Here is a 23,488-nt window from a genome sequence, read left to right as displayed (position 1 = left end):
TTGAATCCGGTGTAGCAGCCTGTTCGCAGGCTGCTACACCTCAGTTTTCCAGCTGTCGCAGACGTTTGTACAAGGTATTGCGGCTGACCCCGAGCCGACGGGCCAGGTGCGAGATGTTTCCGCCGACCGCCTGCAATTGGCGGTTCAGGTCTTCGGCATCGTTCAAGTCCACCGACAGCGGCTCCGGTGAGTCCACCGGGTCCATCTCCAGGTCCACGAAGAAATCATCCGGCAGGTGTTCCGGGCGGATCGGTTGTTCCTCGGCCATCGCCAAGGCCACTTGCAGCACGCTGCTGACTTGTCGCAGGTTGCCCGGCCACGGATGACGCTCGAACAGTTCCAGCACCTCGCGGCTCAGGCCGGCCCATTGGGTCGGTTCGCGATGATGTTCCCAGAGACGTTTGAACAGCGCCTGTTTGTCGCTGCGTTCGCGCAGGGGTGGCAGTTCCAGGGTCAGGCCGCCGATGCGGTAGTACAGGTCTTCGCGGAAACGGCCCAGTTGCACTTGTTCGCGCAGCGAGCGGTTGGTGGCGGAGATGATGCGGATGTCCACCGGGAACAGCTCGGCGCTGCCCACCGGTTGCACGCAACGCTCCTGCAGTACCCGCAGCAAGCGGGCCTGGGTTGGCAGGGGCATGTCACCGATCTCGTCGAGGAACAGCGTACCGCGGTCGGCCTTGCGGATCAGGCCGATGCTGCCCTTCTGGTTGGCGCCGGTGAAGGCGCCTTTTTCGTAACCGAACAATTCCGATTCCACCAGCTCGGCCGGGATGGCCGCGCAGTTGACCGCAATGAATGGCTGCTTGCACCGGGAGCTGGCCTGGTGCAGAGCCTTGACGAACACTTCCTTGCCGACGCCGGTTTCGCCGTGGATCAACAACGGAATGTCTTTTTCCAGCAGGCGTTCGGCCTGACGCACGGCCTTTTCCACGCGGCTGTCGCCAAAGTGCAGGGTACTGAGGCTGATGACGTGGGAAGCGGGAGCAGGGGCGGGCGAGGGCGCCGGCTCGGTGAAGACGCGTGGCTTGACCGACACCTGGTTCGGGCGCTTGAGCATGCACTGGAAACGATTGCGCCCGGCTGCTTGCAAGGAGAACGGCAGGCCGTCGGGCTGGTTCAGCAGTTCCAGCAGCGAGACCTTGAACAGGCTTTCGATACTGACCCGCGACAGGCTCAGGCCCAACAGGTTGTCGGCCCGGCGGTTGGCGGAGAGTACCTGGCCGCTCTCGTCGAAAATCAGCAGCCCGGCCCATTGGCTGTCGAGGTTGTTCAATCCGGTGTTGAAGATCAGTTGGAAGTGTTCACCGCGGAACAGGTTGAGGATCAGCCGGTTCTCCACGGTCTGACTCATCATCTTGACCATGCCCAGGGTATGGGAGGGCGGCAGGTAGCTGTCGCTGGACACGTCCAGCACGGCGATGACCTTGCGCTCGGCATCGAAGATCGGCGCGGCGGAACCGGTCATGAAGCGGTTGGCCTTGAGGAAGTGTTCATCGTGTTCAATGTGCACCGCCTGCTCGCAGGCCAGTGCGGTGCCGATGGCGTTGGTGCCGGTGCAGCGCTCCATCCAGCTCGCCCCGGCGCTGAAGCCGTGGGCCAGTTTCGGCTCGATGAAACGCTGGGTGCCCCAGGAGGTCAGCACCTGCCCCTGGTTGTCGGCCAGCATGATCAGGCAATTGGAATTGCTGAGGATGTTCTCGTAGTACGGCAGGACTTCCTGGTGGGTGGTCTGCACCAGTGAATGCTGGCTTTCCAGTAATTGGGCAATGCCTTCGGCGGGCAACGGGTCGAAGGTCGGTGCGCTCTGGTGATTCAGGCCGAAGGCACGGCAGCGGGACCAGGAAGCCTGGATGATGGCGTCGTGGGACAAGGCAGGAGCTGGTGCGGCCATGGTGCACTCTCGCAGAAGCTGTTTTTTATTGTTGTGGTGAGTTTCGCACAGACTCCTTGTGCTGGGGCAAGCCCGATTGCCAGGTAGAACGCAAATCCTGTGGGAGCGAGCCTGCTCGCGATAGCGGTCTATCGGCAAAATGGGTGCGGCTGATCCGACGCTATCGCGAGCAGGCTCGCTCCCACAGGAAGACAGTCCAGCTCAAGAAAACGTTCATTCATTGTTGTTCAGAATTGTTCATTGTCAACCGATGAATTGTTCAGTTGTTCAGTCATGTCTGTTCACTTGTGTTCATCAGTGAACGCATTTTTCCTGAAAATATCCGTAAAACCCAATAAATTCAGCTAGATGAAATTTCTGGCACGGCTTTCGCTTTTAACCTTCGGTCGCTTGACTCCAAAAAATAAAAAGGCCGAGCCATGTCATTAACGCTTGAGCACATTTGTCGCACCGTCGAAGGCCAGACCTGGATCGACGATGCCAACCTGAATTTCGAACCCGGATCCTTCAACGTTCTGTTGGGCCGCACATTGTCCGGCAAGACCAGTCTCATGCGCCTGATGGCCGGCCTGGACAAGCCTGACAGCGGTCGCATCCTGATGAACGGCGTTGACGTGACGAATCGTCCGGTGCGGTTGCGTAACGTGTCGATGGTCTATCAGCAATTCATCAATTACCCGACCATGACCGTTTTCGAAAACATCGCCTCGCCCTTGCGCCAGGCCGGTGTGTCCAACGAGGTGATCCAGAGCAAGGTGTTGGAAACCGCGAAGATGCTGCGGATCGAAAAGTTCTTGAAGCGCCATCCACTGGAACTGTCCGGCGGCCAACAGCAGCGGACCGCCATGGCTCGCGCGCTGGTCAAGGATGCCGAGCTGATCCTGTTCGACGAGCCCCTGGTGAACCTGGACTACAAGCTGCGTGAAGAGCTTCGCCAGGAAATGCGCGAACTGTTCCAGGCCCGCCACACCATCGCCGTTTATGCCACCACCGAGCCCAACGAAGCGTTGGCCCTGGGCGGCACCACCACGATTCTGCATGAAGGCCGGGTAATCCAGAGCGGCAAGGCGGCCTCGGTTTATCACCAGCCGCAAACCGTGCTGGCCGCCGAGCTGTTTTCCGAACCGCCCATCAACCTCATGCCGGGGCGCATTGCCGGTAATGAAGTGAGCTTCGCCAATTTCGTGCACTTCCCGCTGAACGTCGACCTGCGCCCGGTGGGCGAGGGCGAATTCCGTTTCGGTGTGCGCCCCAGCCACATCTCGCTGGTGCCGAGCAACGACGACGACCTGGAACTGGCGGTGACCGTCGAGGTGGCCGAGATCAGTGGTTCGGAGACTTTCCTGCACGTGCGCAACGAGCATTTCCTGTTGGTGCTGCACTTGCCCGGCGTGCATGAGTACGACGTGGATGCGCCGATCCGCATCTACATCCCGACCCACAAACTGTTTGTCTTCGACGCCCAGGGCAAGTTGGTTCAGGCCCCGGGCCAGCGTATTGCGAGGGTTGCCTGATGGCTGAAATTCATTTGCAGAACCTCGCCCACAGCTACACCAGCACTCCGGCGGGCCCCGAGGATTACGCGATCCGCGAGATGAACCACGTCTGGGAGCAGGGCGGCGCCTATGCGTTGCTCGGGCCTTCGGGGTGCGGTAAATCCACCTTGCTCAATATCATTTCCGGACTGCTCAGCCCCTCCGAGGGGCAGGTGAAGTTCGACAACAAAGTCGTCAACGACCTGAGCCCGGAGCGGCGCAACATCGCCCAGGTGTTCCAGTTCCCGGTGGTCTACGACACCATGACGGTGTTCGACAACTTGGCGTTCCCGCTGCGCAACCAGGGCATGGCCGAAGCGAAAGTCCACACCAAGGTGCAGGAAATCGCCGAAGTCCTCGACCTGCAGAACCTGTTGGACAAGAAGGCCCGCAACCTCACCGCCGATGAAAAGCAGAAAGTTTCCATGGGCCGTGGGCTGGTGCGCGACGACGTGTCGGCGATCCTGTTCGACGAACCGCTGACGGTGATCGACCCGCACCTGAAATGGAAGCTGCGGCGCAAGCTCAAGCAGATCCACGAGCAGTTCAACATCACCATGGTCTACGTCACCCACGACCAGTTGGAAGCTTCCACCTTCGCCGACAAGATCGCGGTGATGTACGGCGGCCAGATCGTGCAGTTCGGCACGCCCCGGGACTTGTTCGAGCGCCCGAGTCACACCTTTGTCGGCTACTTCATCGGCAGCCCGGGGATGAACCTGATCGAGGTCACCGCGCAACCGGGTGGCGTCGGTTTCGGCTCGACCCATTTGCCGCTCTCCGAAACCCTGCAGAAGCGTGTGGCCGAGGCTGAAGGCAAATCCCTGAAAGTCGGCATTCGCCCTGAGTTCGTCCACGTCTGGGAAGGCCCCTACGACGACGCGATGCGGGCCGAAGTGACCCACGTCGAAGACCTGGGCACTTACAAGATCCTGACCCTCAACCTCGATGGCGCGCCGCTCAAGGTGCGTCTGGCCGAGGACAAACCGGTGCCGGAAGGCACGGCGTATATCAGCTTCCCGGCCCAATGGCTGATGGTGTACGCCGATGAATATCTGTTGGATTCGTCGAGTGAGGTGCAGCCATGAACAAGGTGCAGAACAACAAGGCCTGGTGGCTGGTGTTGCCGGTGTTCCTGCTGGTGGCCTTCAGTGCGGTGATCCCGATGATGACCGTGGTCAACTATTCGGTGCAGGACATCTTCGACCAGTCCAGCCGCTACTTCGTCGGTGCCGACTGGTACAAACAGGTGCTGATGGACCCACGGCTGCATGACTCGCTGCTGCGCCAGTTCATCTATTCGGCCTGCGTGCTGCTGATCGAAATCCCCCTGGGGATCGCCATCGCCCTGACCATGCCGACCAAGGGCAAATGGTCGTCCCTGGTGTTGATCATCCTGGCGATTCCGCTGCTGATCCCGTGGAACGTGGTCGGCACCATCTGGCAGATTTTCGGTCGCGCCGACATCGGCCTGCTCGGATCGACCCTCAACGCCCTGGGCATCAATTACAACTATGCGGCCAACACCATGGACGCCTGGGTGACGGTGCTGGTGATGGACGTCTGGCACTGGACCTCGCTGGTGGCGCTGCTGTGCTACTCCGGGTTGCGGGCGATCCCGGATGTGTATTACCAGGCGGCGCGGATCGACCGGGCCTCCAACTGGGCGGTGTTCCGGCACATCCAGTTGCCGAAGATGAAGAGCGTGCTGCTGATCGCGGTGATGCTGCGCTTCATGGACAGTTTCATGATCTACACCGAACCGTTCGTGCTCACCGGCGGCGGGCCGGGTAACGCCACCACGTTCCTGAGCCAGACGTTGACGCAGATGGCCATCGGTCAATTCGACCTGGGGCCGGCGGCCGCGTTTTCCCTGGTGTACTTCCTGATCATTCTGTTGGTGTCGTGGCTGTTCTATACCGCCATGACTCACTCCGACGCCAACCGTTGAGGCCTGCACGATGAGCAATAAAAAGCTGATCCCGTTGCTGCTCTACATCCTGTTCCTGCTGGTGCCCATCTACTGGCTGCTGAACATGTCGTTCAAGAGCAACACTGAAATCCTCGGCAGCCTGACCTTGTGGCCGCAGAATTTCACCTTCCACAACTACAAAGTGATCTTCACCGACCCGAGCTGGTACACCGGTTACTTGAACTCGCTGTACTACGTGAGCCTGAACACGGTGATTTCCCTGTGCGTGGCGCTGCCGGCGGCTTATGCCTTCTCGCGTTATCGGTTCCTGGGGGACAAGCACCTGTTCTTCTGGCTGCTGACCAACCGCATGGCGCCACCGGCGGTGTTCCTGTTGCCGTTCTTCCAGCTGTATTCGTCCATCGGGCTGTTCGACACCCATATCGCCGTGGCCCTGGCCCACTGCCTGTTCAACGTGCCGTTGGCGGTGTGGATCCTCGAAGGCTTCATGTCCGGGGTGCCGAAAGAAATTGACGAGACCGCCTACATTGACGGCTACAGTTTCCCCAAGTTCTTCGCCAAGATCTTCATCCCGTTGATCGGCTCCGGCATCGGCGTGACGGCGTTCTTCTGCTTCATGTTTTCCTGGGTCGAACTGTTGCTGGCCCGCACGCTCACTTCGGTGAATGCCAAGCCGATCGCGGCGGTCATGACCCGTACCGTGTCGGCCTCGGGTATCGACTGGGGCGTGCTGGCGGCGGCGGGGGTGTTGACCATCCTGCCGGGCATGCTGGTGATCTGGTTCGTTCGTAACCACGTGGCCAAGGGCTTTGCCCTGGGTCGAGTCTGAGGAGTCGATGATGGAATGGATGAACTGGACCGCCCCCACCGCAGTATTTTTTGGGGTTATCGCCTTGTTCCTGGCGGGCATGACCACTTGGGAGTTGCGTTCGCCGAGCATCCCTCGGCGTGGTTTCCTGCCGATTACCACGACCCGTGGCGATCGGTTGTTTATCGGTCTTCTCGGTAGCGCCTACCTGCATCTGCTGGTAATCGGCGCCACCGACTGGAGCATCTGGATAGCGTTCGCGTTGTCTTGGGTGTGGCTGTTGGCAGTGATGCGGTGGGGCTAGTCGCGCATATTCGACGATCAGGCTCTTAAACCCAAACAGGAGGTCTCTATGTTCAATAAAAACAATAAGCTGCGACATAGCGTTTCATTGGCAGCCGCACTGGCACTCAGCGGGTTGAGCGCTGTGGCCTGGGCTGACGCCTATGAAGACGCCGCTAAAAAATGGATCGGCAGTGAATTCAAGCCGTCAACCCTGACCGCCGAGCAGCAGCTCGAAGAGCTCAAGTGGTTCATCAAGGCCGCCGAGCCGTTTCGTGGCATGAAGATCAACGTGGTGTCGGAAACCCTCACCACCCACGAATACGAGTCCAAGGTACTGGCCAAGGCCTTCACCGAAATCACCGGGATCCAGTTGACCCACGACCTGCTGCAAGAAGGCGACGTGGTGGAGAAGATGCAGACGGTGATGCAGTCGGACAAGAATATCTATGACGGCTGGGTCAACGACTCGGACCTGATCGGTACGCACTTTCGCTACGGCAAGACCGAATCGATCACTGACCTGATGGCCAATGAAGGCAAGAACTTCACTTCGCCGACCCTGGACATCAAGGACTTCATCGGTACGTCGTTCACCACCGCGCCGGACGGCAAGCTCTATCAACTGCCCGACCAGCAATTCGCCAACCTCTACTGGTTCCGCGCCGACTGGTTCGAACGTCCGGACCTGAAGGCCAAGTTCAAGGAGAAGTACGGCTACGAGCTGGGCGTACCGGTGAACTGGTCGGCCTATGAAGACATCGCCAAGTTCTTCTCCGAAGACGTCAAGGAGATCGACGGCAAGCGCGTCTACGGCCACATGGACTATGGCAAGAAAGACCCGTCCCTGGGCTGGCGCTTCACCGATGCCTGGTTCTCCATGGCCGGTGGCGGCGACAAAGGCTTGCCTAACGGTTTGCCGGTGGACGAGTGGGGTATCCGCGTCGAGGACTGCCATCCGGTCGGTTCCAGCGTCACCCGTGGCGGCGATACCAACGGTCCGGCAGCCGTGTTCGCCACCACCAAATACGTGGATTGGCTGAAGAAGTACGCGCCACCGGAAGCGGCGGGCATGACCTTCTCCGAATCCGGCCCGGTACCGTCCCAGGGCAACATCGCCCAGCAGATTTTCTGGTACACCGCGTTCACCGCCGACATGACCAAACCGGGCCTGCCCGTGGTCAACGCGGACGGCACGCCGAAATGGCGCATGGCACCGTCGCCGCGCGGTCCGTACTGGGAAGAGGGCATGAAGCTGGGGTATCAGGACGTGGGTTCCTGGACCTTCATGAAGTCCACGCCTGAGAAGCAGAAACTCGCGGCCTGGCTGTATGCGCAGTTCGTGACGTCGAAAACCGTGTCGCTGAAGAAAACCATCGTCGGCCTGACGCCGATTCGCGAGTCGGACATCAACTCGCAGGCGATGACCGACCTGGCGCCGAAGCTGGGTGGCCTGGTGGAGTTCTATCGTAGCCCGGCCCGTGTGCAATGGACCCCGACCGGGACCAACGTACCGGACTATCCGCGTCTGGCGCAGCTGTGGTGGAGCCACATCGCCGAAGCGGCCAGCGGCGAGAAGACTCCGCAACAGGCGCTCGACGGCCTGGCGAAGGATCAGGACGCGATCATGACCCGTCTGGAACGCTCCAAGGCCCAGGCCACCTGCGCGCCGAAGATGAACCCGGAACGCGATGCGCAATACTGGTTCGACCAACCGGGCGCACCGAAGCCGAAACTGGCAAACGAGAAGCCTAAAGGCGAAACCGTGAGCTACGCCGAACTGCTGAAATCGTGGGAAGCAGCCCGCAAGTAAGCATCCTGCAATAAATGAACGGCACCGAAAGGTGCCGTTTTTTTTGATCCCTGGAAACACCACCGAACCCTGTGGGAGCGAGCCTGCTCGCGATGGCGTCGGCTCATGCGACATCGATACCAACAGATTCACCACCCTGCCACTGTCAGGGTTACAGCAATGTCATCAGCCTGCCTTGACCTTGCTGGTCTGGGGACCTCCGGCCATAGGGGTGGGGGTGGCTTTCATCAGTGTATCCAGCGCCTGCCGATAGTTCTTGCCGGCCAGGCTCATGCTGTTGTTATGCGTTCCTCCAGGCACCAGCAACAGGTGCTTCGGCTCATGGGCCGCCTTGAACAGTTGCTCGCTGAAACGCGGCGGAACGTAATTGTCCGCCGCGCCATGCACCACCAGCAGCGGCATGTTGATTTCGGGGATCTTGTCGATGGAGTCGAATTTCTGCGACAGCAACCAGCGCACAGGCAGGGGGGTATCCGCCATGGCGGTCGCCACGTCGCCCAGCGAGGTGAACGTGGATTCGATGATCAGGCCTCGGGCCGGCACTGCGCTGCCGTCTTTCGCAGCCTTCTGGCCGAGTTCGGCGGCGAGGTCCACCGCGACGGCGCCGCCCAGGGAGTGACCGTAGATCAGCCGCAGGGCCGGGTCCGGCTGCAACACTTCAAGCCGTTCCCAGGCGATCCGCGCATCCTCGTAGACGCTGGCCTCGGACGGCAGGTCGCCATGGCTCTTGCCGAAACCACGGTAATCGATCGCCAGCACCGAAAAGCCCAGGGCGCGTAATTGCTGGATGCGAAACAACTGGCCCGTCAGGTTCCAGCGCACCCCGTGCAAATACAAGATCGCCGGTGCGTTCTTGTGTTCGGCGGGCCACCACCAGCCGTGGATATTTTCCCCGGCCTTGAAGCTTTTCGGCTTGAGGTCGAATTCCTGCACGCTGCTCGGAAGGCCGCTGAACCAGCTCGCCGTTCCCGGCTCGATGCGAAACACCAGCTCCCGCTCCTTGTGCTGCAACACCGCGCAGCCCACCGGCAAACCGACCACCAGCGCGGCCATGCACAAATAGGCGAGCCAACGGCGCCGACGGCGAGGGAGTAAAGATGAAGGCATCGAGGCGACTCGCTACTCAAGACAGAAAGATGCGTTTTAACAGATCCTCTCGCAAGATGGAGGATTTTGCATGGCTGTCAGCTTCTGACGCGTGGCCGGTGTGGTCGATTTGAGTACAGGAATCAGCCACACAGGCCACTTAGCCACGCACATCCTCAAGCCCAGTCAACACCAATCGCTGTCTCGCTCCGCCATAGGGCACCTTGGGCACCCCCTCCAGGCGCTTGCGCAACACCTCGGTCAATGAACACCCGGCTTCCAGGCTGTCGTCGCCAAAGTCCCCTTCGAGGTGCATCGGATGCACGATCACTTCGAGCACGCCATGGTCCGGTGGTGCTGCGTGTTGCAGGTCGGCCGGCGTGCAGACGTAGTCGGCGGTGGCGCCGCTGAGGGTGCGCAAGCGCCGGTTGAACAAGGTCTTGAAAATGCGCTTGGGCAGGTTCAGATTCGCCCCCAGGTTGCGTGCCAGGCGTATGGGCACGCCTTGTCGGGCGGCGAAGCGGGCCACGACTTCGCCGATGGGCCAGATGTTGTGCACATGGTTGTGGGAATCGAGGTGGCTGGGTCGCACGCCGTAGTCCAGGCAACGTTGCCACTGGGCCTGGAGTTCCTCCAGCACCGCGGCCAGGTCCTTCGCGCCCAGACGCAGGGCAAGACGCGACAGGCTCAGGTCGAATTCACCGTTTGCGTCGCAAAATGTGCGGCGCGATGCGATCGACGGGCTCAGCGGCGAGCCATGAGTAATATTGAAGTGCAAGCCAATACGCCCGCGGAGCATAGGGTGCCGGGCCATCTTGCAGGCCTGTTCGAAACCTGGGGTATTGACCATCAGGGTGGCGGAACTGATGACCCCTGCCTTGAAGGCCGATTGAATGATTGCGTTGTCGCCGAGGCTGAGTCCGAAGTCGTCAGCGTTGATTATGACCTCGCTAGGCATGATCGCTCTCCTTGCTTTTTGGATTGGGTGAAGAAACAGTCGTTGTGTTTTGTCGGCGCGGGCGCTTGCCGAGCCACGGCTTGAGGCTCTTCCATAGCCGTAGCGCCAGGCCCAGAACCAGGCCACCGGGTTGCCATGAATAGAAGCTCCAGCGCCAGTGTTCGAGTTGTCCGGTCATGCGCTCATGCAATTGATGACTGGAGTTTTCCAGGCTGACCCGGGATGCATCGATCCAGTGCCAGTTGTCATCCAACCCCCAGCGAATCCACTCTTCGAGCAGTACCCGGCCGCTGCCCAGGTCGGCATGCTCCGGCAGGAACGCCAGGTTGTAGTCGTACAAGCGTCCCTGCTCCAGCAGGCCGAGGCGATAGCTGATGCAGTGCCCATCCAGTTCCAGCATCACCACCCGCACCAGGCCTTCGGCGGCGAGGGCTGTGAAGGCGTGGTTCATCCATTGTCGGCGCATGGGATCGGAGAAGATGCCGACACCTTCTTCGCCTTTCCAACTGGCCGCCTCGACTTCGGCGAGGGTTCGCAGCAACGGCCCCATGCCGATGGCGTCCGGTGTCACCCGTTGGATGCGAGCACCGCACGCGGCGATCCGCTTACGCGCCCGGCGCAGCTTGTAGCGCGGATCGCCGGAAATTTCCTGATGGTCGCTGTCGCTGATCAGGTGCACCGGCACCCGACAACTCAACCGCCGTTCTCCGGTAGAACTCAATGCCATCCAGGCACTGAGGACGCTTTGCTCGCCGACCGGCTCCACCACTTCATTGAGTTGCAACATCGCATGGGGCACCTCCTGACGGATCTGCATCAGTGCCTGGCCCATGCCTTCGGCGTCCAGGCGCGCCAGCAGGGCGATGCGGTCGGCCAAGGGGTAACCCAAGTGATGCAACACCCGGAACCGCAGTCCGCCGATACGCTCAGGTCCCGAAACCAGGGGCAGGCATAGAGACAAGTCCTGATCCTGCCAACCCAGTAACACATGCAATTGCTGATCAGGCAACAGGGCAAATTCCGCCGCCTGCAGCCAGGCCAGGGTGTTGAACGGCGTCGTATCGGCCACCCGGGTTCGCAGCTGTTCATAAGCTGATGCAGGAAATTCCGTCGCGCCCAGGGAGCGACACCATTGGAAACGGATGGTCATGGACGTCAGGCCGCCGCGGTGGATGGAACCGGCTTGGCCGGTTTTCGAAAAGAGTCCAGGATCGAGCCGGTGTAGAACGTGTCACGGAAGAACCGCCAGCGGCCGAACCAGCAATACATATGGGTGATCTGGCCGCGCTCCTGAAAGTCCATGCGCAGGTGCATCTTGACGGCTGGAATGTTGCGCAGCTCGAGGACGTCGACCACCTTGTTGCAACCTTGCTCGGCCATGGTTTTCCACAGATCCAGCTGGAAATCCACCGATAGCTGGGTGCCCCAGTAATCGCGGTACAGTTCAGCGCCGAACTCGAAGCACTCACCCGGTTTGACCGGGAACCAGCAGCGAAAGAAATGACGGTCGAAGTAGTCCCGCGTGGTGCCCCAGATGAACGCGACGGTGTCGCCCTTGTCGTCCAGGTACATGAGCCCTGTGTGGCCGTCGGCAGCCAGTTCGCGCATGGTCTCGACGCGGTCGCCAAAGTAGGTGGCGAAGGCATCGGCATTACGGGTGGTAATGATTTCCCGGCGCAACGGTGTATAAGGCCTGAGGTTGTTGGGCCGTATCGGGCTGACCAGGTCGCGTTCCATCCACACCAGTTGTTCATGTAGACACACATAGTGTCTGCACACTTGGTTCAGAACGGCGCGCAGACCTCTTGTCCGAATGCGATCACATAATTTCTGCAGAACGTTCATGGTGCCTCCTGGCGGGGGCGTGTTGGTGAAAGACCCCATCGCGAACTTGCTCGCGATGGGGGTGGATCGCCGTGGACATCAGGCCGGCGCAGTCGATGCCCGCGGTGTGGCCTGTTTACGAATGGCATCCAGTACCGAGCCGCGGTAGAGCGTGTCGCGGAAAAACCGCCAGCGACCGAACAGGCGATACACGTGGGTGATCTTGCCGCGTTCCTGGAAGCCCATGCGCAGGTGCATCTTGATTGCCTGGATGTTTTGCAAATCGCAGACATCGACCATGGTGTTGCAACCGTGGTCTGCCATGACTTTCCACATTTCCAACTGCATGTCCGCCGATATACGGGAACCCCAGTATTCACGGATCGCCTCGCCACCGAACTGAAAATACTCGCCAGGCTTGATCGGAAAATTGCAGCGATAGAAATGGCGGTCGAAATAGTCCCGTGTACTGGCCCAGGCGAAACCCACGGTGTCGCCCTGAGCATCCAGGTACATCAAGCCTATGTAGCCTTCGGCCGCCAGCTCGCGCATGGTTTCGACGCGATCGCCGAAGTGCCGGGCAAAAGCATCGGCATTGCTGACCGTGATGAACTCCAGGCGCATCGGTGGGTAGGGCTTGAGGTTATGCGGGGGGAGTGGGGTCCGCACATCGTGCTCGAGCCACACCAGCCGGGTGTGGAAAAACACGTAGCGCCTGAACAGCTGTTTGAGGACAGCGCGCAGGCCTTTTCTTTGAATGCCATCACGTAACGCTTGCAGAACGCTCATGGTGCCTCCTGACGGGTGGCGGGTTGGGGAAAAGAGAGGGCGGTCCAGCTCAGGGCAAACACGGTTTCTCCTGGCAGGAGAAAACGGATCTGCCCGGCCTCGCAGTCGAACGGTGCGCTGCGGCTTTGGTCGTCGGGGCCGAAGTACACCAGCTCCGCTTGCGCCTGGGGACAGGACGCACCGTCCAGGCTGACCTGTTGCGGGCGCGTGCTTTTGTTCACGCCCAGCAGGCTGCGCTTCGCGTCGGTGGCCATGGCCAGCGCGTCGACTTCGAAGGCGTCGTTATCCAGGCGTAGCACCTGTTTGAGCCAATGCTGTTGGATGAATTGCTGGGCCAGACCCACCGGCTTGAGTTCGAAGCGCTCGTTGTCCAGCACCCGCATCATGCCTTTGGGGTACTCGGGTTCATCGGCGAGCATGAACCAGTTGAGCATGTCCAGCCAGCCGTCGGCCGAGGCATTGATGACCACGGACGTCCACCACAGGGCGGCGTAGTGGGTTTCCTGATCGTAGGGGCTCAGGCTCGAGCCGCTGGACATGTTGGTCTGGTCCAGCAGCAGGGCCTTGCGTGGTCGTCCGTTATTATCCAGGCCCACCAGGCGGGCGGCCTGACGCACGCTGTGGCGGTACACACGGGTGGCGAGCAGGTCGCGGATCATCCATTCATGCCAGGCCAGAGCGTCGATCTGGTCACCGTATCTGGCCAGCAAGCGCCGCGCCCAATCGATCCCGCGCCGATCAACGGCGTTTTCCGCCAAAGGACCGTTGGTGAACCGGGAACTGGGCGGTAGGGTAATGCGCACCCCGACACGGGCATTGGCGGGGGTGGCACGGACCTGATTGGCCATGCTCTCGAACACCTGCTGGTAGCTCGCGAAATCCGGGTAGTTGAGGTTCGGCTCATCGGCGAAACTGAGGTAGTGGATGCCTTTGCCGCCCAAGGCTTGGGTCGCCTTGAGCCAGTTTTGCAAACCTTTGTTGCTGACGCGGTCGGCCTGCAGGTCGGCCTTGCGCGCGCTACCAGCCAGTAGGGTGATGTCCTGGGTAATGCCGAAGCGGTCCTGGTACAGGCGCCGAATCTTATTTTCATAGTCCGGCCTGTCCGCGATGATGTCGACCAGGCTGTAATAACTGGCGGCTTGGGGCTTGAGGGCTTCGATCACCGGATAGGCCGATGGCGGGGGCACGACGTAGGGCAGGTAGGCCCCCAGTTTCGGGGTTGTTCCCAGGACATCGCCATAGAGTTTCAGGCGCGCCTGCCCCGGGTCCTGGCGCAGCGGTTGCAGATGTTCCGGGTCCTGGGCGAACAGGTTCGCCGTGCCATCCAGCCAGAATGCCGCCTTGCCGTTGCCCTGCAATTGCAGGCGCCAGGTTTGCTCGACATTGGCGACGGGCAGGGCGACTTGATCGAACTGCCCATAGGCCGGGTACGGCTTGAGGTTCAACTGAAGCTGTTTGCCATCGGCGACACGTCGGGCTTGCAAGGCTCGCACGCCGCCATGGAACTTGCCCGCCAGCACGGCTTGCTCGCCGGCGGCCACTTTGAAATACAACGTTTCGCCGTCGCGGGTTTCGGCGCTGAAATGCACCTTGGCCGGTGCGAACAGCGCCCGGGTTCGCGCATCATGCTCGACACTGTAGCGACGGAAGCTGTAACCGGGGATTTCCAGGCGATAGCTGGCGGCCCCCGGCAGCAAAGGCCACTGCTGTTCGCCACGCTCCTGGACCTTTTTGATCAAGCGTTTCCCCACCAGGCGTCCCTGGCCGTCGAGCAGGTAGAGGTGTTCCGAATTGGCGTTGGCCTGCCAGGCCGGCACCCAGCGCACGGTCACCCGGTCCGGCTGGTCGGTCTGCAGGTACAGGCTGCCGTCGCGGATGCCGGTCCAGGCCATGGAGGCGCCATGGACCGGAAGTGCCAGGGCCCATAGGCATGCAGCAGCCATCATCCAGCACCGCGCCGACCCCATCGCGAGCAGGCTCGCTCCCACCCTGGATCTGCATCGACCGCGGATACTGTGATCGACACCAGATCCCACAGGGGTTTTGCCGAACCCTGTGGGAGCGAGCCTGCTCGCGATGGCGGACTGGCAGGCGACGAATGACTTCATGCCGATTTCCCCATCAGCATCTGCCGCATCGGCAACAGGTCGCTGGGCAGGATGATCAGTGTCTGCCACAGCGCCACGCCGCTGAGGCGGCAATATATCGCCAGCAGGGCCAGGGTCACCCCCAGGTACGCGATGGAGGAAGAGGCAGCGGCACCGACGATGCCGTAGCGAGGAATCAGCAGCACATTCAACGCCAGGTTCAACAACGCCCCAACGCCCATCAGCAGCGATACCGTGCCGGGCCGGTTCTTGCCCAGCAGGTCCAGGCGCAGGATGCTCGCATAGCACAGCCCGAACAGCCCCGGCAGCAACGCCAGCAAGGCAGGATAAGCCGGTTGGTAGGCCACGCCGAACAGGGTGACGATCAACCATTCGCCGATCAGCGCCATGCCCAGGCAGGCACCGAGCATCACCGTGGCGGTCAGGCGCAGGGCCAGGGGCGTCAGGCGTTGCATGTCGTGGTCCTGTTGCAACAGGCGTTTCATCAGGGGCGTGGTCACGGCCTCCGGAACGATCAGCAGCAGTTCGGCGGCGGCGCTGGCCATGGCGTAATGACCCAGGGCGGCGCTGCCCAGCAGGGCGCCGATGAACAGGTAGTCCGAGCGCAGCATCACTTGCTGGAACAGCAGGTCAGGATGGCTGCGGGCACTGTAGCGCAGCAGCTCGCCCTGGCTGGCGCGGTTCCATTGCAGCGACACGTCGTGATCCCGCCGCAACCAGACCCAGCCGGCCAGCACCACCAGGCTCAGACCGGTCAGCCAGCTGATCAGCGCCGCTTCCAGGGCTGCGTCCTTCCACATCCAGAACAGCGCCAGGAACAGCAGCAGCGGTGTCAGGGATTCCATCAGGCGCAAGGCATTGAAGCCGCCCACGCCGCCTGAGGCATTGTGCAGCGTCAGCAGGCCGCTCTTGAGTACGCTCAACGGCACGGCGAGCAACAGCAGCCAGGCCAGCAGACCCAATTGGGTGGTGATGTCCAGGTCGGCACCGAACACCCGGGCCAGCGCCACGACCAACAGGGTCAACAACCCGGCCAACAGACAACCGAACACCAGCACCTGGCTGAGCAGCAGTCCCATCGAGCGCTGCTGCGCCGCCTGATAACCCACGGCAGAGTTCAGGCCACCGCTGGTGGCGGCGCTGATCAGGTCCGGCAGGGTGCTGAGCAGGGCGAACAACCCGCGTTCGCTGGGACCCAGGATGCGTGCCAGCAACACGTTGCGCAGCAGGCGCAGGCCGATCATCGCCAGGCTTGTGCCCGTGCTCAGCACCAGGTGTTTGAGGTAATGCGCGCGGCTCATGGACGTGTTCCTCGACGAATGCGCCAAGCCAGCAGTTCGGGATGCTGGGCATTGCGTTGACTGACACCGAAGCGCGGCAGGTTCCACGGATCGCCGTCGTTGCGATACAACCCGGCCTCGGTCCCCAGGGCGAACGAAAAACCGTGGGCCGCCACTTGGTGGCGCACGCGCTCGTCATGATCGCCATTGGGGTAGCAATACACCGGCAATGGTTGGGCGCAGGCGTTTTCCATGGCTATCCGGCTGCGACTCAGTTCTTCGTGCAGGCGCTGGTCGTCGAGCCTGGTGAGAATCGCGTGGCTGGCGCCGTGTGGGCCGAAGCGCACCAGGCCCGAATCTTCGAGCATGCGCACCTGGGTCCAGTCCAACGCCTGGGGCTGGGCGCCATGGGGGCAGGTGTCGGTGAGGTCGCTCAGGGTTTGCGGATCGAGGGTCTTGAGGCTTTGCAGATAGTGCAGCAACGACAGGCTACGGCGTTCGTCGTCCAAGTCATCGAGCATCACCGGCAACGGCCGCCCGGCCTGTTGCAAGTGTTCGATCAGCGCCAGCCGCGCCACTTGGCCGTGACTGCCCCACAGGGTTTCGCCGATGCTTTCCCACCAGAAGTGCTGGCGGCTGCCGATGAAATCGGTGGACAGGAAAATACTCGCCGGCACCTGGTATTGGCGCAACAGGGGAAAGGCATTCATGGCGTTATCGCGCCAGCCGTCGTCGAAGGTCAGGGCCACCCGCGGACGGTCCGGAACGGTGGCGGGGTCGGCCAGCAGCAAGGTCATCAGGGGCACGCATTCGAAATGCCGTTGCAGCCAGATCAATAAGTGTTCGAAGGCTTCCGGGCCCACGCACAATTCGTTGCGATGGGGCAGTTCGGCGGCGCGGTCGTTGCTCAGCACCCGGTGCAGCATCAGGATCACGCCGGCCCCCCGCAGCGGGCCGCGGCCCAGGGCCGTGTTCAGATACAACCAGCCGCCGGTGAGCTTGAAGACTTGTTTAATCGACATTCGCCAGCTCCTCAGCGGTTCTGCTCGGGATTCCATTGGCTGTAGCGCCGGCCCCGCAGGAACTGCCACAGGCCGATGCTCATGCCCGCGAGCGTCACCAGCACGAACGCCGCCAGGCGAAAGGGCCGGGGCAAGCGGTGGTGCATGTCCAGCAGGCCAAGCAGTGCCATGGCGTAGCCGAGCACTTGGGCTGCCAGGCTCAGGCGATAGAAGCCCTGATCGCTCCACAACCAGAGGTTGCTGAGCAGCAGCGGCAGCAGCAACACCGGCGCCAGGCGGCGGATCAGCTTGTGGCTGATCAGGCCGATGGCGTACAGGCCATGCCGCAGCGGATTGAGCAGTGCCCGGCGCTGGGCCAGGCTTTGCAAGCCACCGACGGTGACCCGCTGGCGCCGACGAAACTGCTTGTCGGCCTCGTCCACCCCTTGGTCGATCACCCGGGCCTTCGGCACATAGACGATGGATTTGCCGGCGGCCGGTGCGCAGGTGCTGAGGAAGAAATCATCGTTGACCTGGGCCGGGATCGGCTCGAACAGCTCCCGGCGCAGGGCCAGCAGCGCGCCATCGGCCGAAACCATGCAGTCGGTGCGGCTTTCCACCCGCCGCAGCCAGCCCTCGTAGTGCCGATACAGGCTGTCGCCCAGGCTCAGGCCCTTGCCCGGCACGGGGATTTCCATGTGTCCGGCACAGGCGCCGACCTCCGGATCACCCAGCGGGGCGAGCAAATGGCCGAGGGTGTCGTGGCTCCATTGGTTATCGGCGTCGGTAAAGACCAGGATCTCGCCGCTGCTGTGGGCTACGCCGGTATTGAGGGCCGCGGCCTTGCCCTGGCGGGGCAGGTCGAGCACCGTGATGCGCGGGTCGATCACCTTGCGCGCGCAGATCACTGTGTCGTCGCTGGAGCCGTCGCTGGCGAGGATGATCTGCAGCGAGCGCGCCTGATAATCCTGGGCGAGCAAGGTGCGCAGTTTGTCTTCGATGTGTCGTGCTTCGTTGTGGGCGGCGATGACGATGCTGATGTCCATCGGCAGTGCCTTGCCGTAACGCCGGACCGGAAACAGCGGTATCAGCAGGCTCAGTATCAGCGGGTAACCGAGGTAGGCATACACCGGCAGCAACAGGCAGGTCCAATAAATGAATTCAGCCACGGGCAGGTCTCCTGACGTTCCAATGACAGAGGTTGAGCAGCAACGCGGCACCGGTCAGATGCAGACGCACCCCGTGCAAGGCCCACAGTTGCAAGGTCAAGCGCGGGTCGCGGCGGCTCTGGCGCAGGCTGAGGAACAGCGGCGGGAGCGAGGTGATCAGCAACAGCATCAGCGCCAGGCGCAACTGACCCTGGAGCAAGGCGACCAGCGCCAGCAAATCCAACCCCCAGGCCGCGACGGACAGCGCCGGGAAACGCAACAGACGCAAGCTCGGACCGTGGCTGCGCAGCAATTGCAGATGACTGCCCTGGCGCCACAGTTCCTTGCTCATCCACTCGCGCCAACTGCCTTCGTAACCCCAATGCAAGGCCACGCATTCGTTGACCAGCAACAGTTGCGCGTCGATCTGCCGCAGGCGCAAGGAGAAGTCCTTGTCCTCGCCGGTGCGCAGGGTTTCGTCGAAACCGCCGACCCGTTCGAACCACGAGCGACGCATCAACAGGTTGGCGCTGGGCAGCCACTGCACCCGATGCAGGCGATGGGCTCCGGGACGCTGGCTGCGGCGCTGCCAGGCTTCGGCGAACCAAGGTGCCTGGCGGGGCGTGTCGAGGTCCAGGCCCAGTACGTCGCCCTGGTGACCCTCCAGTTCCAGTAGCAGCTTGAGCCAGTTGGCCGGCATCTCGATGTCGGCGTCGATGAACGCCAGCCACTCGCCGTGAGCCACCGCCGCGCCGCGGTTGCGCAGGGCTCCGATGTGCGCCCCGGGCACGAGCAGCACCCGCGCGCCCAGTTCGTTGGCGATGCGCGGGCCGTGGTCGTCGGAGCCGTTGTCCACCACGATCAGTTCGCACTCCAGCTGCGCCTGACGGGCGGCTTCCTGGGCCGCCAGCAAGGTACGGCCGATGTGCCGGGCCTCGTTGTACATCGGGATCACGATGCTGACCCGGTTCATGGGCGCGCCTCCTGGGAAGGGGCCTGTTCGGCCTCGTAGCGCAACACACTGGTCAAGGCGAGCATGATCCACAGCAATTTATGGTTCGGCGCGCTGAGGAACGTCAGGAACAGCATCAGCGAAAGGAAACTCATGCCCAGGTGCGTCAGCAGATCCGCCTGCGCCCAGTCCCGGCGTTCGAGCCAGAGCCGGCGGGCCTGCAGCAGGTTGTACAAACCCAGGCCCAGCATGCCGACAAACATCAGCCCGCCCGGAATGCCGATTTCACTGAAGATTTCCAGGTAGGTGTTATGGGCCCGGCGATACAGATCCCCCAGCTTGCGATTGGCCGAGAACGCCTTGGCGTAGCCGGTGGGCGCATAGTGCAACGGGAAGGTGCCGGGGCCGGTGCCGAGTATCGGGTTTTCGCGGATCATCTGACTGCCCACCACGATGTACGAAGCACGCCGGCCGAGGGATTCATCCTTGTAGGCATTGACGCCGGCGCTGAGGATGCTCAACGACTGGATACGTGCGACGTAGCCGGCTGGCATTACGGCGACTGCCAGGGGAATCAGGAGCGCCAGCCCGAGCATGGCGAACCCCAGGTGCCGTGGACGGACACGCGGCAGTTGCGCGCGATAGTGATAAAGCCCGATCGCCAGGCTGAGCAGGAGCACCACCAGCCCCGAACGCGATTCAGTCTTGGTCATGCCACCCAGCAGCAGCGCCAGACAAGCCATCCAGAACAACCGGTGCAGCAGGTTCGGCCCGCGTACCACCAGCAGCAACGCCAGTGGCATGGTAAAGGCGATCAGCAGGGCGAAGGCGTTCGGGTCTTCCAGCAGGCCCGAGGCGCGGCCCTGGTCCTGGTATTTGGCGGAAAACATCGCCAGCGCGCAGGTGGTGCAGACACTCAGCGTCATCAGGCGGCAGAACAGGTCAAGGTTCAGTTCGCGGCCGATCAACAGGGTGATGACGAACAGGATCAACCCCACGCTCAGTTCGCGAAAATGGGTCATCGACAGTTCCAGGCTGTCCGACAGGTAGAGGCTCAGGCCATACAGCATCATGAAGCCGATCAGCGGCCGCCAGATATTGCTGCGCAGGCGCGTGCCCGGAATCTGGTGCAGGGCCAACTGCAGCATCAGGATCAGCACCAGTGCCAGGCCGAAGAATTTGCTGCCAGAGAGCGGGTTGTCCTTGAACAGCCCTTCGAACGGGACCAGCGCAGCGATGCTCAGCAGGCCCCAGCCGGGTTTGCGATAGAGAAAGGCGACACCCACCAGGCCCAGCACCGCCCCCGGCGCCAGGAACGGATAAGGGCTGGCCAGCAAGGCCAGGCAAACCAGCCCCAGCAGGCTGACGATCGAGAGTGGGACAATCATGGACGAGCCTCCCGTGCCGTACGGATGTAGAGCTGCGACCAGCGTTCGGCCAGCGTGCGCAGGTCGTAGCGGTCCTGTTGGGTGCGTCGTGCGTTATCGGCCAGGATCTGCGCCAGGGGTGGTTCGCTGAACAGCGTTTCGACCTGCCGGGCCAGTTCGACGCTGTCGGCGGGGGCGGCGAGCAAACCGTTATGACGGTCCTGTACCACATCGGGAATACCGCCAACGCCGAATGCCACCACCGGTACCCCGGCTTGCATGGCCTCGAGCAGAATCATCGGCGTGCCTTCGGTGCGTGAACTGATCACCAACGCGTCGAGGCGACTCCACCAGGCATTCATGTCGGTCTGGTACCCGGGCAGCTCGATGCGCGTGGGCAACCCGGCATCGTTGATGCGCTTGAGCAGGGCCTGGCGTTCCGGGCCGTCGCCGAGCATCACCGCGTGCAGCGATGGATGCCGTTGGCACAAGGGGATCATGGCGTCGAGGAACAGGTCCGGGCCTTTCTCGCTGCTCAGGCGGCCGACGTAGCCGACCCGCCAGCGCTGGCCGTCGTCGCGGTGGGCCACTGGTGCCGTGGGCGTCGGCAAACCGTTGGGGATCACGGCGACTTTTTCCGCCCGCACGCTGGCCTGGCGATGCAGCACCGCGATGCTTTCGGCAACGCAGACCACGCGCTTGACCGACGCCGTGCGGCACAGTTGCAGGCTCAGCCAGGTGTAGAAACGCTGCTTCGGACTGCGCGGCGTGAACCCGTGCTGGGTGATGACCAGTGGCAGGCGCAGCAACGTGGCTGCGGCCCAGCCGAACAGCAGCCCCTTGAAGTTGTGGGTGTTGAGCAAAGGTTGCTCGCTGCGCCGTTGGCGCAGGTGCTGCAACAGCTCGGCCCAGCTCCCGCAGTGATGGCAATCGACCCCGGCCTGGCGAAAGCGCGTGATCAAGGTCGGCGGCGCCGCGAGGAACAGCACCTGGTGCTGTCCCGGGGTCGCCAGGCAATGATCGAGCAGCATCCGCTCGGCCCCGTAGAAGCCGCCGCTGTCGAGCAAATGAATGATCGGCAGGGGGCTGCTGCGGTGGGACGGGCCGAACGGCGCGTTCAATTGCGCACCCAATGGACAAGGCTGGGCAGGCTCCAGTTGCGGTGCGGATTGATCTGGTCGGGAGACTGCTCGTTGATCACCAGCAGCACCGGTACGTCCAGTTGCCGGCTGATCTGCGCTGGGTGCTTGAAGCGATGGTCGAAGAACTCACGCACGTAGACCAGGGCAATCGCCAGCAGCAGACCGCTGAACAGGCCGAACGGGATAATCAGCATCGGCTTGGGGAAGGCCGCGGCGGTCGGTTCGAAGGGCGGGCTGAGCACGCGGGCGTTGGACAGGTCGTTGTCCAGCGAACGGGCGGTGCTGGCTTCGGCAAACCGTTGGGCGTAGGTGGAGAACGCCGCATGCAGGGCGTTGATCTCGGTATCCATCTGCTGCAGTTTGCTCTGGGTTTCCTGCAACTGGTGGATGCGCCCCTTGAACGCGGCGATGCGTTGGACCTTCTGATCGATCACCGAGCTGACCACCGCCAGGTCGGTGGTGCGTTCCTGGATCCGGTTGTTCACCACTTTCAGGAATTGCTGGCGGGTGCGCACGATCTGTTCCCGGGCCAGCAGCATCGGTTCACTGCCAGGCTGGAAGATCGCCAGGTCATTCATATAGCGGCTGACCTGGCCGGTCAGTTGCTCACCCAACTGTTTGATCTCCCGGTCTTCGAAGGCGATGTTGTCCACGGTGGTGGTGAAGGTGAAGGGGAAGGTGTAATCGTTGAACCGCGAGCTGTTCGCCGCCGCCAGACTGGTCTTGAGATAGTCGAGCCAGCGTTGGCTTTGCAACAGGCGATCCTGATACAGGTTCAGGGCCTGCTCTTCAGTGTTGATGGCGTTCAGGCGGAAGGTGATTTCTTCCTTGGGATCAGCCGAACCGACGCCTTCAAGCAAGGCCAGCCGGGTACCTTCCAGGCCGTCGAGGCGACTCTGGTATTGGCTTTTCTTCTGCTCATAGAAGGCCTGCGGCAACTCGATCGATTGCAGCTCCTGGCGACCGGAGAGGTAGTTCTGCAGCAGTTGCGCCACGAACCGGGTGCCTTGCTGCGGATCACCGAAGCTGTAGACGATGGAGATGACGTTGGAGCCGGGTAGGGTCTCGATCTTGAGGTTTCCGACGGCTTCGTCAGTCAGCGTATCGAGCACGGTGTCGCGCACCGGATCGACCTCCAGTCCCAGGCCATCGCGCAGCGGGTTGATCACGTACTCACGCAGCGGCGTGGTGACGTAGCGCTTGAACGGTTCGTTCACCCATTTATTGAAGATGCCGGGGCTGGGGTTGTACTCGCCCTGGTCGCGCAGGGTGCTGATGGTCTGCCGGATCAGCGCTGGCGAACGCAGGATATTGCTCTCGGTTTCCATGTCCGCCAGGGTGGGTGGAACGAAGGTGGCGTTTTCCTGGTTCAACGACGTGGTGGCATCGCCTTGGGAGAGTTTTTTCGACTGTACGATCACCTGGGCGGTGATATCGAAACTCTGTTTGAGCATCAATGGCAGCGCCAGGGCAATCACGGCGAAGATCAGGAAGATGCGCTTCACCCACTGCTTGTTGGCGAAGAAGATCCTGAAGAACTCATGCAGGTAGTTTTCCTTGGGACTCATGAT

The 23,488-nt window shown here is 62.0% G+C and carries 20 protein-coding genes; 6 read left to right on the top strand and 14 right to left on the bottom strand.

The window, feature by feature from the left end; translation table 11 throughout:
• Positions 1–40: 40 nt before the first annotated feature.
• Complete coding sequence (locus CGA22_RS16755; protein WP_041023713.1) at positions 41–1,891, bottom strand: sigma-54-dependent Fis family transcriptional regulator; 1,851 nt, start codon at positions 1,889–1,891, stop codon at positions 41–43.
• 419 nt (positions 1,892–2,310) lie between these two features.
• On the opposite strand from CGA22_RS16755, the gene CGA22_RS16750 reads away from it, so the two are divergent.
• The 6 genes from CGA22_RS16750 to CGA22_RS16725 are packed head-to-tail and all read left to right on the top strand — an operon-like array spanning position 2,311 to position 8,262.
• Entirely contained in the window at positions 2,311–3,405 is a 1,095-nt protein-coding gene (locus CGA22_RS16750; protein WP_041023712.1) for an ABC transporter ATP-binding protein, read from the top strand.
• Complete coding sequence (locus tag CGA22_RS16745) at positions 3,405–4,514, top strand: ABC transporter ATP-binding protein (protein ID WP_041023711.1); 1,110 nt, start codon at positions 3,405–3,407, stop codon at positions 4,512–4,514. Before CGA22_RS16750 ends, CGA22_RS16745 begins: the two co-directional genes overlap by 1 nt.
• The gene (locus tag CGA22_RS16740) at positions 4,511–5,377 is read left to right on the top strand and encodes a carbohydrate ABC transporter permease (protein ID WP_041023710.1); all 867 of its coding nucleotides are present in this window, start codon (positions 4,511–4,513) and stop codon (positions 5,375–5,377) included. The genes CGA22_RS16745 and CGA22_RS16740 overlap by 4 nt, the downstream gene beginning before the upstream one ends.
• A 10-nt stretch (positions 5,378–5,387) precedes the next feature.
• Entirely contained in the window at positions 5,388–6,188 is an 801-nt protein-coding gene (locus CGA22_RS16735) for a carbohydrate ABC transporter permease (RefSeq protein ID WP_041023709.1), read from the top strand.
• Between the two features lie 10 nt (positions 6,189–6,198).
• Entirely contained in the window at positions 6,199–6,471 is a 273-nt protein-coding gene (locus CGA22_RS16730) for a DUF2160 domain-containing protein (protein WP_041023708.1), read from the top strand.
• A gap of 48 nt (positions 6,472–6,519) precedes the next feature.
• The gene (locus CGA22_RS16725; protein WP_041023707.1) at positions 6,520–8,262 is read left to right on the top strand and encodes an ABC transporter substrate-binding protein; all 1,743 of its coding nucleotides are present in this window, start codon (positions 6,520–6,522) and stop codon (positions 8,260–8,262) included.
• A 165-nt stretch (positions 8,263–8,427) separates the two neighbouring features.
• On the opposite strand, the gene CGA22_RS16720 is transcribed toward CGA22_RS16725, so the two are convergent.
• The 13 genes from CGA22_RS16720 to CGA22_RS16660 all read right to left on the bottom strand — a co-directional run bounded on the left by CGA22_RS16720 (position 8,428) and on the right by CGA22_RS16660 (position 23,485).
• Entirely contained in the window at positions 8,428–9,369 is a 942-nt protein-coding gene (locus CGA22_RS16720) for an alpha/beta hydrolase (RefSeq protein WP_041023489.1), read from the bottom strand.
• A 139-nt stretch (positions 9,370–9,508) separates the two neighbouring features.
• On the bottom strand, positions 9,509–10,306 hold the full coding sequence (locus tag CGA22_RS16715; protein ID WP_041023488.1) for a ChbG/HpnK family deacetylase: 798 nt from the start codon (positions 10,304–10,306) through the stop codon (positions 9,509–9,511).
• Positions 10,299–11,456 (bottom strand): GNAT family N-acetyltransferase, encoded by a 1,158-nt coding sequence (locus CGA22_RS16710; RefSeq protein ID WP_041023487.1) that lies wholly within the window; start codon positions 11,454–11,456, stop codon positions 10,299–10,301. Before CGA22_RS16710 ends, CGA22_RS16715 begins: the two co-directional genes overlap by 8 nt.
• A gap of 5 nt (positions 11,457–11,461) precedes the next feature.
• Positions 11,462–12,151 carry a hypothetical protein gene (locus CGA22_RS16705; protein ID WP_041023486.1) on the bottom strand — a complete coding sequence of 230 codons (690 nt, stop codon included), beginning with the start codon at positions 12,149–12,151 and terminating at the stop codon, positions 11,462–11,464.
• 78 nt (positions 12,152–12,229) lie between these two features.
• The gene (locus CGA22_RS16700; protein WP_041023485.1) at positions 12,230–12,919 is read right to left on the bottom strand and encodes a hypothetical protein; all 690 of its coding nucleotides are present in this window, start codon (positions 12,917–12,919) and stop codon (positions 12,230–12,232) included.
• The gene (locus CGA22_RS16695) at positions 12,916–14,865 is read right to left on the bottom strand and encodes a hypothetical protein (protein WP_052435156.1); all 1,950 of its coding nucleotides are present in this window, start codon (positions 14,863–14,865) and stop codon (positions 12,916–12,918) included. Before CGA22_RS16695 ends, CGA22_RS16700 begins: the two co-directional genes overlap by 4 nt.
• A gap of 158 nt (positions 14,866–15,023) precedes the next feature.
• Complete coding sequence (locus tag CGA22_RS16690; RefSeq protein WP_041023483.1) at positions 15,024–16,328, bottom strand: lipopolysaccharide biosynthesis protein; 1,305 nt, start codon at positions 16,326–16,328, stop codon at positions 15,024–15,026.
• Positions 16,325–17,329 carry a polysaccharide deacetylase family protein gene (locus tag CGA22_RS16685; protein WP_041023482.1) on the bottom strand — a complete coding sequence of 335 codons (1,005 nt, stop codon included), beginning with the start codon at positions 17,327–17,329 and terminating at the stop codon, positions 16,325–16,327. The genes CGA22_RS16690 and CGA22_RS16685 overlap by 4 nt, the downstream gene beginning before the upstream one ends.
• An 11-nt stretch (positions 17,330–17,340) precedes the next feature.
• On the bottom strand, positions 17,341–18,477 hold the full coding sequence (locus CGA22_RS16680) for a glycosyltransferase (protein ID WP_041023481.1): 1,137 nt from the start codon (positions 18,475–18,477) through the stop codon (positions 17,341–17,343).
• Positions 18,470–19,429, bottom strand: a complete 960-nt coding sequence (locus CGA22_RS16675) for a glycosyltransferase (protein WP_041023480.1) — start codon at positions 19,427–19,429, stop codon at positions 18,470–18,472. Before CGA22_RS16675 ends, CGA22_RS16680 begins: the two co-directional genes overlap by 8 nt.
• A complete protein-coding gene (locus CGA22_RS16670) occupies positions 19,426–20,796 on the bottom strand; it encodes an O-antigen ligase family protein (RefSeq protein ID WP_041023479.1) in 1,371 nt (456 codons plus the stop codon). The genes CGA22_RS16675 and CGA22_RS16670 overlap by 4 nt, the downstream gene beginning before the upstream one ends.
• Positions 20,793–21,896 (bottom strand): glycosyltransferase family 4 protein, encoded by a 1,104-nt coding sequence (locus CGA22_RS16665; RefSeq protein ID WP_041023478.1) that lies wholly within the window; start codon positions 21,894–21,896, stop codon positions 20,793–20,795. Before CGA22_RS16665 ends, CGA22_RS16670 begins: the two co-directional genes overlap by 4 nt.
• On the bottom strand, positions 21,893–23,485 hold the full coding sequence (locus CGA22_RS16660) for a GumC family protein (RefSeq protein WP_041023477.1): 1,593 nt from the start codon (positions 23,483–23,485) through the stop codon (positions 21,893–21,895). The genes CGA22_RS16665 and CGA22_RS16660 overlap by 4 nt, the downstream gene beginning before the upstream one ends.
• Between the last annotated feature and the right edge of the window lie 3 nt (positions 23,486–23,488).

Source organism: Pseudomonas sp. PSB18, from assembly GCF_014596565.1.
GTDB lineage: Bacteria > Pseudomonadota > Gammaproteobacteria > Pseudomonadales > Pseudomonadaceae > Aquipseudomonas.
This window is presented reverse-complemented; position numbering and strand designations above follow the sequence as displayed.